Below are 15,887 nucleotides of genomic sequence, written 5' to 3'. Positions count from 1 at the left end.
CGAAACGGCGTCCCCAGGGACGCCGTTTCGCTTTTGTTTATTTGTTGGGATTGGTTTGGGTTAGTCGCCGTGGCCGAGGGCTAGGTCGACGAGTGCTTTCTCTTCGATCTCGTGAGCCTTGGCGGAGCCGGTGGCCGGGCTGGCAGAGGCGACGCGCTTGACCGAGAGGACCGCCTTGTCATGGGCGAGCTGCTTGAGGCGCGGCATCACGTAGGTGAGAGCGCCCATGTTGGCGGGCTCTTCCTGGACCCAGACGATGTCCTTCGCCGTGGGATGCTGCGCGATGGCGGCTTCGAGCTCGGCTTCGGGCCAGGGGTAAAGCTGGTCGACGAAGATGATGGCCACGTCGGTGACGCCGCGCTTGGCGCGTTCGACGCGGAGATTGTGGCCGATCTTGCCGGTGCAGACGAGCACGCGACGAGCGTCCTTCGCTTCATTGTCGGGGACAACGAGCTGGAAGCGATCGGCGACGAGGTCGGTGAGCGGGCTGAGCGCGTCGGGGTGGCGCAGCATCGACTTCGGGGTGAAGACGATGAGCGGCTTACGCCAGGTGCGCATCGCCTGACGGCGGAGCAGGTGGAAGTACTGTGCTGCGGTGGAAGGCTGAGCGATCTGGATATTGTCCTGAGCGGCGAGCTGGAGGTAACGCTCGACGCGAGCTGAGGAGTGCTCCGGGCCCTGCCCTTCGTAGCCGTGCGGCAGCAGCATGACGAGGCCGGAGAGCAAGCCCCACTTGGCTTCGCCCGCGGCGAGGAACTGGTCGATGATGATCTGCGCGCCGTTGGCGAAGTCGCCGAACTGCGCTTCCCAAAGGGTGAGGGCTTCGGGATAGTCGCGCGAGAAGCCGTACTCGTAGCCGAGGCAGGCAGCCTCGGAGAGCATGGAGTTGTAGACCTCCCACTGGCCCTGATTCTCGCTGATGTGGCTCAGCGGCGACCAGCGCAGCTCGGTCTCGGTGTCAATGAGCATGGAGTGACGCTGGTTGAAGGTGCCGCGCTGCGAGTCCTGGCCGGAGAGGCGAACGGGTGTGCCTGCATCCAGCAGCGAGGCGTGCGCGAGTAGCTCCGCGAAGCCGTAGTCGAGCGGCTTCTTGCCAGCGCCCATATCGGCGCGCTGTTCGAGCAGCTTAGCGACCTTGGGGTGGATGTTGAAGCCGTCCGGATAGCTGGTGAGCTTCTTCGCAAGTTCGCCGAGCTTGTCCGCACTGAGGCCGGTGACCGGGTTGTCGTTTGGCGAGAGTGCACCGCCGGTGTAGGGCTTCCAGTACTCAGGGAGCTCGTGCATGCGCTTCATCACGAAGTTGCTGGTTTTGGTTTTGACTTCCTCGGCGGCAGCCTTGCGCTGGGCCTCGAGGAACTCGTCCTGGAACTTCTTCACTTCTTCTGTCGAGTCCACACCGAGTTGCTCTGCGTAGAGTTTGGAGAGCGTGGGGTGGTTCTTGATCTTGGCGTAGCGGCGAGGCTGCGTGACGGTGGGATCGTCAACTTCGGAGTGACCGTGACGACGGTAGCCGATGAGGTCGACGACGACGTCGGAGGCGAACTCCTGACGGTACTTCGCGGCGATCTCGGCGACACGGACGACGGCTGCGGGGTCTTCTGCGTTGACGTGGAAGATCGGGATCGGCAAACGCTTGGAGAGGTCGGAGGCAAAGCGCGAGGAGTTGGACTCTTCGGGGTTTGCGGTGAAGCCGAGCAGGTTGTTGGTGATGACCTGGATGGTACCGCCGACGGTGTAGCCCTTAATGGTGGCGAGCACGAGCGTCTCCGCCCAGATGCCCTGACCAGCGTAGGCTGCATCCCCGTGGATGATCATCGGCAGAATCTGCTGCGTGCCTTCTTCGCCGACGCGGGTCTGGCGGGCGCGTGTGCGTCCCATGACGACGGGGTCGGCAGCCTCAAGGTGCGAGGGGTTGGACGCAAGGTGTAGCGAGACGGTCTTGCCGTGCGCGGTATGGAAGTCGCCGGTGGCGCCCATGTGGTACTTCACGTCGCCGCCACCCATGGTGGTGCGAGGGTCAACGTCTTCGAACTTGGAGAAGACTTCGTAGCCCTGACGGCCAACGGTGTTGACCATCACGTTGAGACGGCCACGGTGGGCCATGGCGAAGATGGAGCGCGTGACGCCGAGATCGGCAGCGGTGGTGAAGAGCTGCTCGAGGAAGGGGACGAGTGCGGTCAGGCCTTCGAGCGAGAAGCGCTTGGTACCGAGGTAGCGCTGCTGGATGACCTGTTCGAAGGCGTCGGCGCGGATGAGTCCGGTGAGGATGCGGGCGGTGTCTTCGGGCTTGTAGTCGCGCTCGAGCTCGTTCTGAATCCATGCACGCTTCTCAGGCGAAGCGATGTGCATGAACTCGGCACCGATGGAGCCGCAGTAGTACTTGCGGGCTTCTTCGCTGTCGGGGCCGTCGGGCGCAGGCGTGGGAAAAGGTTCGGCGGGAAGGTACTGCCCGAGGGGATCGAGCGTGGCCTGAAGGAAGCCCCAGCGACGGAAGATGTCGAAGGTGGTTTCGCGTTCGGCGGTGTTTTTCGCGGCAGGCTTAGGCTTGATGGGCTTAGCGGTTGTGGTCGGCATGGCAGAACTATGCTAGACCCGCAGGTTGGTCGAAGGGAAGTGCTGGTGCGATTAGCGTGCACTTTGTGCGATTCCTGCACCCTCTGCCCGGTGCTCTCAGGAGGGAAGGGGCAAAAAGAGGGTGAAAACGGTCCCGTGGTGCTGTGGGGAGGTGCTGGAGCGGAGGCCGAGCGTGCCTCCGTGGCGGCGCATGATCTCGCTGGAGATCCAGAGGCCGAGGCCGGTGCCGCTGTGCCCCTTCGTGGTGAAGAAGGCGTCGAAGATGTGCTTTTGCACCTCCGGCGGCATGCCTGAGCCGGTGTCGGCGACGACGAGCGCGAGGCCGCGACGGCCGGTAGCCCATTCGGTGGCGTTGCGAACGCCGAGGAGGAGGCGGCCGCCCTGGGGCATGGCGTCGATCGCGTTGCCGATGAGGTTGGAGAGTACCTGTCGGATGTCCCCTTCGAAGCAGGAAACGTTGCGGGTGGAGCGGACGCGTACGTCGACGGAGATGCTGGCGTTGCGCAGGCGGCCTTCGTAGAGCGGGAGCGTACTGCGGAAGAGATCTTCGGGCTGGCAATCGGTAGGAGCGGTGCTTTGCTTATGGAAGCGCAGGGTCTGGTTGACGATGACGGAGACGCGGCGCAGCTCCTGGTCGGCCAGGTCGAGGAAGCCCTGTACTTCGGGCAGGATAGCTTGCTGGCTGGCGAGGAAGACGAGGTTGGTGACGGCTTCAAGCGGGTTGTTGATCTCGTGCGCGATGGAGCTGGCGAGACGGCCGACGGCGGCGAGTTTTTCTGCCTGCATAAGCGCGGCTTCGGTCTTGCGGCGCTCGGTGATGTCGACGGAGACGCCGGGGAAGCGAAGAGGCTCGCCGAGTTCGTTGCGGATGACCTGGCCACGGGCGGCGATCCAGACGTCGGAGCCATCGGCCTGACGGATGCGGTACTCGGCGTAGAAGCTGTTGTTGGAGGCGATGGCCTGCTGGATCAACTCGGTGGTGCTGGTGACGTCGTCGGGATGGATGTTGCGGGTGAAGTTGGCGATGGAGGTGCCTTGCTCAGCTTCGTGCTCGTCGACGCCATAGATGGCGGCGAAGCGTTTGTCGGCGTAGACGAGGTCGTGCTGGATGTCCCACTCCCAGATGCCGACGCCGTTGTTGACTTCCATGGCGAGGGAGAGGCGGCGCTCGCTTTCGCTTTTGGCCATGGCCAGACGATGTTCTTTGGAGACGTCGGAGTAGAAGACGGCGAAGCCTTCCCCAACGGGTTTGGCATGGACGCGCACCCAGTGGTCGAAGGGCTCATAGTAGAAGTCTGGCAGGCTGGCGCCGATGCGCGTTTCCTGCACGCGGCGATAGGTGGCTTCAACCAGGGTGCCGATGGCCCCGGGGTAGAGCTCCCAGAGAGTGGAGGAGAGGATGTACTCTGGCTCGATTCTGCTGATGCTGCGCGCTCTCTTGTTGGCGTAGAGGATTCGATACTGCGCGTCGAAGAGGATGACGCCTTCGGGCGAAGCATCGAAGAGCGCGGCGAAGAGCTCGGGGTTCTGCGCGATGAGTTCCTGCGGGGCCTGGGCGCGAACTTGGTTCTCCATGGGATCCATTGGTGTTTTAAGCGTATCGCATGAGGGAGTTAGATGGCGTGAGCGGACAACCATAACAGAGCGGTGCTAGTCTCACACGCATGTCGAGGCACGAGCACCACGAACACACGTCGCAGGTAACAGAGCAGAAGCAGCATAAGAGCCTTCCGCAGCATGGTCCTACGTCACCGAACGAGAAGCTGAAGCAGCATCGGCGAGAGCGCGGCAGGCAGTGGGATGAGCATGGTGGTCCGACGTACGGTGGGGGCGATCCCCGCCACTTTGACCTGGCGGGAGCTGCGCTGGCGGAGATGCGAGCGGCGGGATTTGAGCCGGAGTTTTCGGACGCGGCACGCGAGCAGGTGAGGGAGATCGAAGCAAGGTTTGCGCAAGAGTCGAGTGCGGCCGGATTTGAAGATATGCGTGCGCTGGGGTGGTCAGCGATCGATAACGACACGTCGCGTGATCTGGACCAGATTGAAGTGGCGGAGCGCGTTGGCGATGACATCCGGTTGCATGTGGCGATTGGTGATGTGGCGGCAGCAGTGGAGAAAGACTCCCCGATTGATGAACACGCCCGGCAGCAGACGCAGACGATCTATACCGCGGTGAAGAACTTCCCGATGCTGCCGCTGGAGTTGTCGACGGGGTTGACGTCGTTGAATGAGAACGCCGACCGGTTGGCTGTGGTGATCAGCTTCACGGTGCGGCCGGATGGCTCGCTGGCAGACGAGACGGTGACGCGGGCGCGGGTAAGAAATCGCGCGCAGCTGGCGTACTCGCGCGTGGGGCCGTGGCTGGAGAGGGTTGCGGCTGGAGCGAAGGACGACGATGTGTTGTCGTTGCGTTCAGATTCGGCGCGTGAGCATGACGAGGAGCAGCTTGATTCTGGCTCTTTGCCTGCGAACTGGCTGGTCGAGCAGTTGAAGATGCAGGACGAGGCGACGCAGCGGCTACATGCGGCGCGTGTGGCCAAGGGCGCGCTGGAGTTTCATAAGGCTGAGGCCGATCCGGTGGTCGTCGATGGCAAGGTAATCGATGTGCAGGAGGCGACGCAGAACCGCGCGATGCTGCTGATCGAGGACCTGATGGTCGCGGCGAATGGCGTGATGGCGCGTACGTTGCGCAAGGGGAAGCGCAGTGGGTTGCAGCGCGTGGTGGTGATCCCGCAGCGGTGGGAGCGCATTGCGTCGCTGGCGAAGGACAAAGGCTATGACCTTCCGGTGACCCCTGATTCTTATGCGCTGAACGGTGTGCTGGAGCAGATTCGAGCGAAGGACCCTGACCACTACCCGGATGTTGCGCTGGCTGTGATCAAGCTGATGGGGCCGGGAGAGTACATCCTGATGAAGCCGGAGGATGATCCCACGGGGCACTTCGGGCTGGCTGCCCGAGACTACACCCACTCAACGGCGCCGAACCGCAGGTTCCCGGATGTAGTGACACAGCGTGCGCTTCATGCGTTGCAGGACAAGCAGCCTGCGCCGTATGGGGATGAAGACCTGACGGCGATTGCGATGCATTGCAACGAGGCGGACAAGGCTCTGCGCAAGATTGAGCGCGATATGCAGAAGCGTGTTGCTGCCGTGGCGATGGCGAAGCATGTGGGCGAGACGTTCCGCGCGGTGATCACCGGAGCGAGCGAGAAGGGCGTGTATGCGCGTGTGATTGCGCCGCCGTTTGAAGGTCGCATCATACAGGGTGGTGATGCGCTTGATGTGGGCGACAAGGTGAATGTGAAGTTGATTCACACGAACCCTGCGAGGGCGTTTATTGACTTTGCGTATGTGGGGAAAAGATAACGGTTGCGTGTACGAGACGAAAGCCTCCGCTATGTGCGGAGGCTTTCTTTTGAGGAGAATGCTTTTACGGTATTTCTTCCGGCCACTCCTGGGCACCGTGGAGGATGCGAATGATGTGCACGGTGTTTCCGTCGATTCTGTAGGCCACGATGTAAGGCATTCGCTGCAGGATGAGTTCACGCGTGCCTGGGACTCTTCCCGGTCTGCCTGATTTCTGGAAAATTCGTTAGAGTTTCAACTTGCGTTTCAATGCGGTCGTCGATATCGACTGCCGCTCTTGGGCTTTCGGCTTCAAGGTAATCGAAGATGGCTTCTCGATCAGAAATGGCATAGAACGACCACTCCAGTTCCATGAGTTAGCAAACCTTTTTGATGGCAGCGGCTCGGCGCTTTGCAAATTGAGCCTTCACATCCTTATGTGCGACCGGGGGACGTTTGTCTTCTAAGGCTTCGTGAACTTTGGCGCGAAACCATGCATCATGTGCCGCCGTTCCTTGTATTAACTCAAATGGCAGCGCACCTTCTTTTGCTGTGCGAGTCAGTAGAATGCGGACCACATCAGAAACGCTCATGCCAAGTTCTTCGAGAACCTGCGTAGCTCGTTCTTTGATGGAAGGGTCTATCCGGGTCTGTACCAAAGCGCTTGCGGGCATAGAAAACTCCTCTGCAGAGAGTGTAATTCACTTGAATTACATCCATGCAGAGGAGTTTTGTCCTTATTCAGTCGTGGCTTAGAAAAGGATCTTCAGGCCGAGTTGAATCTGGCGGCTGGTGTTGGCCGTGCCGGAGATGACGCCGGGGGAGCCGAGAGTTGCCACCGCTGTCTGGTTGGCGAGTGTTCCCTGCGTGGGACCGGCGGTGTAGACGACGGTGTTGGGAAGCTGCAGGTTGGTGTGGTTGAGGACGTTAAAGAACTCCGCGCGGAACTGGGCGTGAACGCCGCCTGCGATCTGCGTGGCCTTCAACAAGGAGAGATCCCAGTTGGCGTACTTCGGTCCCGACAGGGTGTCGCGGCCCACGTTGCCGACGTAGCCTGCCGCGGGAGCAGAGAACGCTGAGGGGTTGAAGTACTGTGCGACGCGCTGCGAGGTTGTGCCCTTGGTGTAGAGCTGGCCGTTGAAGGCCGCGTTGACGTCGGGGCGAACAGGGTTGCGCGAATCACCGGAGCCGGTGGGGTTGTAGCCAAGCTGTGGCGAGAAGGGGAAGCCGCTGAGTGCGCTGACGATGCTGGCCAGTGACCATCCCGAGACGGTGCGGCTGACGGCACCGTTGGTGTGCGAGAGGAAGGTTTTGCCCTCTCCGAAGGGGAGTTCGTAGGTAGCGTTTGCGGAGAAGATGTGGCGGAGGTCCGTGGCCGCGCGACCGTAGTCAAGATGCGGAAGCTGGGGCACGGAGACGAACGCGGGTGTGTTGGAGGAGACCGAGGTGTTCCACGCCGAACCGTCGTCGAGGTTCTTCGACCAGGTGTAGTTCACGCGGTACTGCAGACCGTGGCGAAGGTTCTGGTGGAGGTCGGCGATGAAGGCGTTGTAGTTGCCTGAGGCTCCTGCCCACCACGAAGTGGTGTTGGCGACGTTTGGGTTGGCCTTGATGGGCGCAGCGGGGCTGGTGGAGGTACCGGATGCGGGGTAGAAGACGCGGCCGTTGACGATGGTGTACGCGGGTTCGTTGAGGTCGCCGTTCATGATCTGGTGATAGCTGTGCGAACCGCTGTAGGCGAGCGAGAGAGAGGTTGCAGGAGCGAGCTGCTGCTCGACCTTGAGCGTGTAGCTGAGCAGCGCGGGCGTGGCCATGCCGCTGTCGACGGTGGAGGGCGAGACCTGTCCTGTACCGGCGACGGGATTGGCAACCGTGGAGGCGGAGTAGGAGTAGGTAGTGTTGTAGGGTGCTGCCTGATCGAGGCGGTAGTCGAGTGCGTCCAGCAGCGTGTGGTGGAAGCCTACGCCGCCGGTAACGCTGGTGACGCCGGTGCCGAAGACGTTCCAGGCAAAGCCTGCGCGAGGCTCTGGCAGCAGGAGCGCCTTGTTGTCGAGCAGAGCATTGCTAAGACCAGAGATGGGGTTGGTGCTGATGACGTTGTTGGTGAAGGTGTAGGCTGTGGCGCGATTCTGTGCCTCGGTCCAGCCGCTGGAGGTTTCCGTACGGATGCCAGCGCGGATTTCGAAGTTAGGCGTGATGTGCCAGGTGTCTTCGAGGAAGCTGTTGAGGTAGAGAGCGCGCCAGCCGAGCGGCGTGATGGTGGGGGCGTAGGTGAAGGTCTTGATGGTGCCGGTGAGGAAGGTGCTCAGGCTGGCGAAGGAGGCCTGGCCGTACTGGTTCTGCGCGAGGTTGTCGTTCGACTGCAGGCGCTGGAGCCAGATGCCTCCCTGGATGGTGTGCTTGCCGATGGTGTAGTAGACGTGATCGTCGAAGGTGAAGAGGTTGCGAGCGATCGAGTTGTTTGAGCCGACGTTGGCGCCTGCGCCGGTGATGGCGGAAGCTCCGTTCGAAGCGGTGGAGCCGGAGATGACGATGGCGTAGGTTGGCACGCCGGTGCGGACGCTGGGAGCGAGCGCCTGTTGCTCGGCGGGGACGTAGCCATAGAAGTAGAAGCTCGAGCGCGAGTAGCCAAAGCGGGCGATGTTGAGGAAGTTGGGAGAGAAGACGTGCTGTTCCTGCGCGCTCAGAACCTGCTCGCGGAGTGTTTCCTGCACGTAGGTGTAGGGGTTGCCGCTGGGGGTGTTGGCATAGGAGTCGTCGACGGTGTAGGCCGAGTAGAAGGTGTCCTTCGGGCCGATGTTCCAGTCAAAGCGCGTGGTGCCGAAGTCTTCGCGGATGCGCTGCGGGGCGGAGCCGGTCCACTTGGCGATGCCGGTGGCGACGCCGTTCTGTGTGACCTCTGCTCCGTTGGCGACGGGCCAGAGGTTGAGCAGCTTCGCAGAGTTCGGGGCGACGGTGACGGGCGTTAGTGCGCCGGTCGTCGAGTTCGGGATGAGGCCGTTGCGGGCGTTGTTATCGGGAACGAGAGTTTGTAGCGAGACACCGAGGTTCTGACGATAGCCTTCGTAGTTGCCGAAGAGGAAGAGCTTGTCCTTCTTGATGGGGCCGCCGAGCGAGCCGCCGTAGACGTGGCGTTGGAACTCGGGGATGCGAGCGTTGTCGAAGTAATTGCGCGCGTCGAGGAAGCTGTTGCGTTCGAAGAGGTAGGCCGAGCCGTGGACCTGGTTGGTGCCGTTCTGCGTGACGATGGAGATCTGCGCGCCGTCGCGCTTGCCGTAGGCGGCGGAGTAAGTGTCGGTGACGACGTTGAACTCGTGGATGCCGTCGATGCCGAGGAGCTGGCCGCTGGTGCCGCCGGGAGTGGTGTTGATGAGCGAGGCTCCGGTGTACTCGATGCCGTTGAGCAGGAAGAGATTGTCCTGCGGGCGACGGCCGGAGATGGAGAACATGCTGCCGACCGAGGAGTTCGAAGTACCGGTAGAGCCGGAGCGCTGGTTGGTGTAGTTCACGACGCCGGGGTTGAGCGTGAGGAGCTGATCGTAGGAGCGACCGTTGAGGGGGAGGCCCTTTACCTGGCGAGCGTCGACGAGACCGGAGGTCTGCTCGGTGGAGAGGTTGACTGCGGCGGTGAGGTCGCCATTGACGTTCACGGTTTCAGAGCCGGCGATGGCGAGCTTGAGGTTGACCTCGAGCGTTTGGCCGACGGTGATGTTGTCCTTGCGGTGGAAGTCCGCGAAGCCCGGTGCGACGACGCTGATGGTGTAGTGGCCCACGGTGAGCGAGGGGGCCGTAAAGGCTCCGTTGGCAGAGGCTGCGAGTATGCGCTGCGAGCCGGTGTCGTCGTTGTGGACGGTTACCTGGGCGTTAGGGATGACGGCTCCGGTGGGGTCGGTGACGACGCCGGAGATGGTGCCGCCAACAACTTGAGCAAAGGTTGATGCCGTGGCCACGGTAAAGAGCAGTGCGGAAGTAGCCACACGAAGGCGTGTAAAGGAAGGCATGGAGGTCTCCTGAAACGTACTGATGAATGCGCGTCTGCGTATTCGCAGATCGCTTTATGAAAGTGGGGGTGTTAGGTAGAGAACGAGTGGGGTGTTGGTCCTCGCACGCTTAGGAGCGTTAGCGACGACAGCAACAACAACACTGCTCGTGCAGGAACGACGAGAGCATGGTGGATACGTGGAGGAGCGGCCGGGTCATCGGGCTGCTCCGTGAAACGAAAGAATGACGAGGCCGAGCGTGAGCAGAGCGATGAAGATTTCGCCCAGTACGCCGACGACGATGGGACGCCAGCCCTGATCGACGAGGTCGCGCAGGTTGGTGCGCAGGCCTACACCCGCGAAGGCGGGAAGGAAGAACCACTTCGACAAGTTGCCGAGCGAGTTGAGCTGACCTTTGCTGAAGAAGCCAACGGTGGCCAGGACGCTGAGCGCCATGAAGCCGAGGATGAACTTGGGAAACTTCTGCCAGAGAAAGAGCGCCTTGCGGTCTACGCGCTGGGCTTGTCCCTTGGAGGCCCAGTAGACGGCGTAGCCGAGGACGACGAAGCCGATGAAGGCCGAGCGCGCGGTCTTGGCGAGGATGGCGTACTTGCCGGCCTCTTCGCCGTAGAGCGCACCGGTGACGGTGGCTTCGGCGGTGTTGTCTACTGCGAGGCCGGACCAGATGCCGTAGCTCTGCTGGCCCATGTGGAGCATGTGGCCGATGGCCGGGAAGGTGAAGAGTGCGAGTGCGCCGAGTGCGAGGATCGCAGCGATGGCGGTGGAGGTGTCTTCTTCGTCCGGTTCGATGGCGCCCTGTGCGGCCATGATGGCGGTGACGCCGCAGATGGACGAGCCCATGGCGAGCAGCGAGGTGAGCTTGGGGTTGAGGCCGAAGATACGGCCCAGCAGCGTCATCACTGTGAGCGAAAGGGCAAGCTCTACGAAGACGAGGCCGATGGCGAGGCCGCCGATGTGCAGCAGGTCGCTGAGTACGAAGCGAGCGCCGATAAGCACGATGCCGAGCTTCAGCCAGAGCTCGTAGGTGGCAAAGCCGGGACGGAAGATCTTGGGGATGGTGAAGATGTTCGAGAAGAGGAGGCCGACGATGATGGCCCAGAGAACGTACTCGATGTGAGGGAAGGGGATGCCGAAACGTTTGGGAAGAATTGTCCCGAGAGACTCAAGCAGCTTGCCGAGAAATCCGATTCCAAACAACAGCAGGGTGCCTGGCAGAAGAGAAAGCAGGGTCCCGGCAGGGGGCTGTGTTGGACTGCCAGCGTCGGCGGCAGATTTTGGCGAAGAGGTGGTCACGGTAAGTAGCGTCGGCTCCAGTTACCAGCCGATGTGGTGAATCACATTGAGGCGAATGAGAGCGGCAAGTGCGAGCGCGAGCGCGATGGCGGCGGCGTCGGCGTTAAAACCGAGGCGGGCCTGTGCGTGGGCGATTACTTTGCTTGGCTGGATGCGAGGTGACATGTGATGCGACTCCGAAAACCGGTACTGCCTTGAGCTTGTGTAGTGAAGAGTCCAGGTTTCTGCCCGTAAATACGAAACCCACGCTGGCGGGGAGCCATTGCGTGGGTGCTTGGGAGCCTGGAAGTAAGCGATCGAGGTAGGAGACGTCGCTTAGAGCAGACAAACACCGGCGCAACAGCGCGGCATGCAACAACACATGCAACAGGCGGTCACGACGATGGTGTAATTCTGCTTCATTCAGTTATTAACCCTACTGGCGATGAGATGCGGTGTCAAGGCGCGGGGTTTCGAAAAGTAGCAGGAAAATTTGCATGACAGGAATGGTCAGCGGTCAGCGTGGACGCTTAGACTGGCTGGTCAAGGAGCTTGGCGATGAAGTTTTTGCAGTGGACGGCTGGATTGGCGGTGTTGGCGGCGGGCGTTTCGGCTTTAACGGCTGTGGCGCAGAAGCCGGTACGGATTGTGCTGGCGGGGGATTCGACCGTGACGCGCGATGCAGGCTGGTCGGAGGGTTTTTGCGCGAACGTGATTGCAGCCGTTGATTGCCTGGACCTGGCAAAGGGCGGGGTGAGTTCGAAGACGTATCGTGCGGATGGGTACTGGGCCCGGGCGCTGGCGGCGCATCCCGACTATCTGCTGCTGCAGCTTGGGCACAACGATGTGACGGACCCGAAGAAGCCGATGCCGCGCAATACAACGCTTGATGAGTACATTGCGAACATGCGTGCGTTCGTTACGGAAGCTCGTGCGGCGGGCATTGAGCCTGTGTTGGTGACGAGCATTGCGCGTGAGTACTTTCAGCCGGACGGCAAGATTCACGATGATCTGGATGCGCACGTCGCTGCGGTGAAGACGATTGCGGCAGAGATGCATGTGCCGTTGATTGATCTGCACGCGGACAGCGAAGCGCTGCTGGAGAAGACCGGGCCGAAGGCGCAGGCGATGTGGGGCCGCACGAAGGTTCAGGACGGCAAGACAATGCCGGACAAGACGCACTGGAACGTTGCGGGATCGTATGTGATGGGACGCATCGTGGCGACGGATATGGCGAAGGCTGTGCCTGCGCTGGCTGCGTATGTGAAGCCGAAGGCTGTGAGTGTTCCGGCGGGTTCGCCGGTGACGCTGGAGCAGGTGAAGGGCACGAGCATCGTGCTGGTGGGCGATTCCACGACAGCTCCGGGAGGGGGGTGGGGCCCAGGGTTCTGCGCACGCTTTGTGGTGCAGGTGAAGTGCACCGACCTTGCGCTGAACGGGCGCAGCTCGAAGAGCTTTATCGACGAAGGAGCGTGGGCGAAAGCTGTTGCGGCCAAAGGAAGCTACTACCTGATCCAGTTCGGGCATAACGATGAGAAGCCCAAGCCGGATCGTCACACGGACCCGCAGACGACGTTTGCCGAGAATATGCGCCGCATGGTGCGCGAGGTAAAGGCACAGGGCGGGGTGCCGGTGCTGCTTTCGCCGCTGGCGCGGCGCACGTTCAAGGACGGCAAGCCTTCGAACGCCGATCTGCGTTTGTATGGCGATGCGTCGAAGGCTGTGGCGGCGGAAGAGGGCGTGCCGTATCTCGATCTGCTGACGGCTTCCGAGGCGTTGCTGGCGAAGGGGACGCAGGAGGATGCGGACACGTTCAATGCTGTGGGCCATCCGGACGAGAAGGCCGAGAACGCTGGCAAGGCAAAGCCGAAGCTCGATCGCACACATCTGAACCCGTATGGGCAGGCTGTCTTCGGCAAGATCGTCGAAGAAGAGTTCCTGAAGCTGGAGCCGCAGTTGAAGCCTGATCTGGCGCAGTTGCCGTAAGCGTTTGGTGAATGAAAAAAGCCCGCTGCCTTGTGAGCAGCGGGCTTTTTGTTTGCTTGCAGCCTCACTTCACAAGCTCGAAGTTCTTGCGGGTGTGGCGGATGTTGAGCGGTTTGATTTCGGCCTGCATCAGGTTGCCGTCTTTGTCTGTGTAGATGTGGCTGAGGCCTGAGTTGAAGCGCAGGGTGTACTCCGTGAGGGTGATTTCTTCGCCGTTGAACTTGCCCTTGGCCTCGGCTTTGTCTTTCATCATGTACGGCTCGAAGCGACCAGCTTTTGTTCCCTTGGGTGGAACCATCAGCATGTAGATTCCGTCGGCATGGGGGTGCGCGTTGAGCGAGTCTACGAGCACCTGAAAGGCGCTGGGGTCGTCGTGGAAGGCGATGATGAAGTCGGTAGGGGCCTTCATGGCGACTTTGTGTCCACCGATCGCTTTGCCGTCCTGCAGCAGATCGATGGAGAGTTCGTCGTTGGCTTTGTTGGGTGTGAACATCATGAGCGTCTTGTCAGCAGACGTTCTGATGGAGGCGTCGTCGATGATGCCATCGGTACCGACTTTGTAGGAGTTGCTGCTCGCGCCCTGTGTGGCGGAGAGGTAGGTGACGTTGGAGCGTACCTTGATACCGTTCTTGTTTTTGTCGAGAACGTAGGTGGAGTCTGCGGTCTTCTTACTGCCTTGAAAGGTTTCGAAGTTTGCCTGGTTCGAGTTCTTGTCAGCGTGTGCTGAGAAAGCGACGAAGACCAGCGCCAACAGTGCGGCGGGGGATAAGAATTTGAGCTTCATGGAAACGTGTTCCTCGGAAAAAGTAAGGCCCGGTATTTGGCAGCCGATGCTATTCCCGTGGTTGCTGACTTTGCAATGATTAGCGGACTATCTTTCGATAGTCTGTGGTGCGAGCAGCTTGCTCTGGCTGCCTTTATGGGTGCGCAAAAGAAGAGGTCCCCACTGTGAGCAGGGACCTCTTCTTGAAGAACAACGTAGCTGAAACGGCTAACTCGTCGACCTATGCGAGCGCAGCCTTTACCACGCTGCGGGCCTCTTCCTGAATCTGCTTCAAGTGGTCTTCGCCGCTGAAGCTTTCGGCGTAGATCTTGTAGACGTCTTCGGTGCCAGAAGGACGGGCGGCGAACCAGCCGTTTTCGGTGGCGACCTTCAGGCCGCCGATAGCAGCGTGGTTGCCGGGGGCTTCGGTAAGGATCTGCGTGATGGGCTCGCCGGCGAGAGTCTTTGCGGTGACGGCTGAAGGCGAGAGCTTGCCGAGCTTGGCCTTCTCTTCCTTGGTGGCCGCGGCGTCGACGCGCTGGTAGACGGGCGAGCCGTACTTTGCGGTGAGTTCGCCGTAGAGCTGGCCGGGGTCTTTGCCGGTGCGGGCGGTCATTTCGGCAGAGAGCAGACCCATGATGAGGCCGTCCTTGTCGGTGGTCCAGACGGTGCCGTTGCGGCGCAGGAAGCTGGCTCCGGCGGACTCTTCGCCAACGAAGCCGAGCGTGCCGCCGATGAGGCCGTCGACGAACCACTTGAAGCCGACGGGGACTTCGAGCATGGGGCGGTTGAGGCCGTTGGCGACGCGGTCGATCATCGAGGAGGAGACGAGTGTCTTGCCGATGCCGACCTTCTCGCTCCACTCCGGTCGATGCGTGAAGAGGTACTGGATTGCGACGGCAAGGTAGTGGTTCGGGTTGAGCAGGCCAGCGGATTTGCAGACGATGCCGTGGCGGTCGTGGTCGGTGTCGCAGGCCCAGGCGACGTCGAACTTGTCCTTGTTCTGAATCATGGAGGCCATGGCGTTGGGCGAGGAGCAGTCCATGCGGATCTTGCCGTCCCAGTCGAGGGTCATGAAGCGGAAGGTGGGATCGACGTAGGGGTTCAACACTTCGAGCGGCAGCTTGTACTGCTCGGCGATGCGCGGCCAGTAGGCTACGCCAGCGCCTCCGAGGGGATCGACGGCGAGCTTGAGGGCGGTGCCGTTGAGAATGTCGAAGTTGATGATGTTGCCGAGATCGTTGACGTAGTTGCTGATGTAGTCGAACTCTTTGGTGGTGTCGAGCGCCATCACCTTGCCGACGTTCAGGCGCTTGACACCCTGCAGGCGATTGGCGATCAGCTCGTTCGCGCGGTCCTGAATCCACTTGGTGGCCGTGGTGTCGGCGGGGCCGCCGTTGGGCGGGTTGTACTTGAAGCCACCGTCTTCGGGCGGGTTGTGCGAGGGCGTGATAACGATGCCGTCGGCGAGTCCGTCTTTGCGCCCTGCGTTATAGGTGAGGATGGCGTGCGAGAGCGCAGGTGTGGGCGTGTAGCCCATGTCCTTGTCGTAAAAGACGGGGACGTCGTTGGCGCCGAGGACTTCGAGCGCGGAGATGAAGGCGGGCTCGGAGAGGGCGTGGGTGTCCTGCGCGAGGAAGAGCGGGCCGGTTGTCTTCTGCTGGGTGCGGTACTCGACGATGGCCTGGGTGATGGCGAGGATGTGCGCGTAGTTGAAGCTGGTGTTCAGCGACGAGCCGCGGTGGCCGCTGGTGCCGAAGCTGACTTTCTCGGCAGGATTTTCGGGGTCCGGGTGGTTCGCATAGAACGCCGTGAGCAGGCGCGGCAGGTTGACCAGCTTGTCAGGGGAAGCGTGGTGGCCGGGAGTATTGAGCTGAGCATCGGGATTCGTATTCACGGACATGCCGCCAGCATACTCGGGGTGCTTGTTAGGTGTGAAATCCATGG

11 protein-coding genes are annotated in these 15,887 nt (G+C 61.4%); 2 read left to right on the top strand and 9 right to left on the bottom strand.

Translation table 11 applies throughout. The features are described 5' to 3' along the window. Nucleotides 1–60: 60 nt before the first annotated feature. Both PW792_12205 and PW792_12200 read right to left on the bottom strand, forming a co-directional pair. Nucleotides 61–2,574: a 2-oxoglutarate dehydrogenase E1 component gene (locus PW792_12205; protein ID MDE1162694.1), complete on the bottom strand. Its 2,514-nt coding sequence runs from the start codon at nt 2,572–2,574 to the stop codon at nt 61–63. Nucleotides 2,575–2,670: 96 nt separating this feature from the next. Then, entirely contained in the window at nt 2,671–4,149 is a 1,479-nt protein-coding gene (locus tag PW792_12200; GenBank protein ID MDE1162693.1) for an ATP-binding protein, read from the bottom strand. A gap of 89 nt (nt 4,150–4,238) precedes the next feature. Between PW792_12200 and PW792_12195 the strand changes: the two genes are divergently transcribed. Beyond that, nucleotides 4,239–5,939, top strand: coding sequence for an RNB domain-containing ribonuclease (locus tag PW792_12195; GenBank protein ID MDE1162692.1), 1,701 nt, complete (start codon nt 4,239–4,241; stop codon nt 5,937–5,939). Nucleotides 5,940–6,115: 176 nt separating this feature from the next. Here PW792_12195 and PW792_12190 read toward each other — a convergent pair whose 3' ends face one another. The 5 genes from PW792_12190 to PW792_12170 form a co-directional block, all read right to left on the bottom strand. Next, nucleotides 6,116–6,292, bottom strand: coding sequence for a type II toxin-antitoxin system RelE/ParE family toxin (locus tag PW792_12190; GenBank protein ID MDE1162691.1), 177 nt, complete (start codon nt 6,290–6,292; stop codon nt 6,116–6,118). 3 nt (nt 6,293–6,295) lie between these two features. Next, complete coding sequence (locus tag PW792_12185; GenBank protein MDE1162690.1) at nt 6,296–6,592, bottom strand: type II toxin-antitoxin system RelB/DinJ family antitoxin; 297 nt, start codon at nt 6,590–6,592, stop codon at nt 6,296–6,298. Between the two features lie 78 nt (nt 6,593–6,670). Beyond that, entirely contained in the window at nt 6,671–9,919 is a 3,249-nt protein-coding gene (locus PW792_12180) for a carboxypeptidase-like regulatory domain-containing protein (GenBank protein ID MDE1162689.1), read from the bottom strand. A 195-nt stretch (nt 9,920–10,114) separates the two neighbouring features. Next, nucleotides 10,115–11,146, bottom strand: a complete 1,032-nt coding sequence (locus tag PW792_12175; protein ID MDE1162688.1) for a putative sulfate exporter family transporter — start codon at nt 11,144–11,146, stop codon at nt 10,115–10,117. An 87-nt stretch (nt 11,147–11,233) separates the two neighbouring features. Beyond that, nucleotides 11,234–11,377 carry a hypothetical protein gene (locus PW792_12170; protein ID MDE1162687.1) on the bottom strand — a complete coding sequence of 48 codons (144 nt, stop codon included), beginning with the start codon at nt 11,375–11,377 and terminating at the stop codon, nt 11,234–11,236. 372 nt (nt 11,378–11,749) lie between these two features. Between PW792_12170 and PW792_12165 the strand changes: the two genes are divergently transcribed. After that, nucleotides 11,750–13,177 (top strand): GDSL-type esterase/lipase family protein, encoded by a 1,428-nt coding sequence (locus PW792_12165; GenBank protein ID MDE1162686.1) that lies wholly within the window; start codon nt 11,750–11,752, stop codon nt 13,175–13,177. Between the two features lie 64 nt (nt 13,178–13,241). On the opposite strand, the gene PW792_12160 is transcribed toward PW792_12165, so the two are convergent. Next, complete coding sequence (locus PW792_12160) at nt 13,242–13,961, bottom strand: hypothetical protein (protein ID MDE1162685.1); 720 nt, start codon at nt 13,959–13,961, stop codon at nt 13,242–13,244. A 220-nt stretch (nt 13,962–14,181) separates the two neighbouring features. Continuing rightward, nucleotides 14,182–15,843 (bottom strand): phosphoglucomutase (alpha-D-glucose-1,6-bisphosphate-dependent), encoded by a 1,662-nt coding sequence (gene pgm / locus PW792_12155; GenBank protein MDE1162684.1) that lies wholly within the window; start codon nt 15,841–15,843, stop codon nt 14,182–14,184. Nucleotides 15,844–15,887 lie beyond the last annotated feature (44 nt).

The sequence above is a fragment of the Acidobacteriaceae bacterium genome (assembly GCA_028283655.1).
GTDB lineage: Bacteria > Acidobacteriota > Terriglobia > Terriglobales > Acidobacteriaceae > Granulicella.
The sequence above is the reverse complement of the archived record's forward strand: the minus strand, read 5'-3'. Positions and strand labels throughout refer to the sequence as shown.

Excerpts from the sequence above, each read along its gene's own strand:
- PW792_12205 (MDE1162694.1), bottom strand. The coding sequence starts at position 2,574 with ATGCCGACCACAACCGCTAAGCCCATCAAGCCTAAGCCTGCCGCGAAA.
- PW792_12200 (MDE1162693.1), bottom strand. The coding sequence starts at position 4,149 with ATGGAGAACCAAGTTCGCGCCCAGGCCCCGCAGGAACTCATCGCGCAG.
- PW792_12195 (MDE1162692.1), top strand. The coding sequence starts at position 4,239 with ATGTCGAGGCACGAGCACCACGAACACACGTCGCAGGTAACAGAGCAG.
- PW792_12190 (MDE1162691.1), bottom strand. The coding sequence starts at position 6,292 with ATGGAACTGGAGTGGTCGTTCTATGCCATTTCTGATCGAGAAGCCATC.
- PW792_12185 (MDE1162690.1), bottom strand. The coding sequence starts at position 6,592 with ATGCCCGCAAGCGCTTTGGTACAGACCCGGATAGACCCTTCCATCAAA.
- PW792_12180 (MDE1162689.1), bottom strand. The coding sequence starts at position 9,919 with ATGCCTTCCTTTACACGCCTTCGTGTGGCTACTTCCGCACTGCTCTTT.
- PW792_12170 (MDE1162687.1), bottom strand. The coding sequence starts at position 11,377 with ATGTCACCTCGCATCCAGCCAAGCAAAGTAATCGCCCACGCACAGGCC.
- PW792_12165 (MDE1162686.1), top strand. The coding sequence starts at position 11,750 with ATGAAGTTTTTGCAGTGGACGGCTGGATTGGCGGTGTTGGCGGCGGGC.
- PW792_12160 (MDE1162685.1), bottom strand. The coding sequence starts at position 13,961 with ATGAAGCTCAAATTCTTATCCCCCGCCGCACTGTTGGCGCTGGTCTTC.
- pgm (MDE1162684.1), bottom strand. The coding sequence starts at position 15,843 with ATGTCCGTGAATACGAATCCCGATGCTCAGCTCAATACTCCCGGCCAC.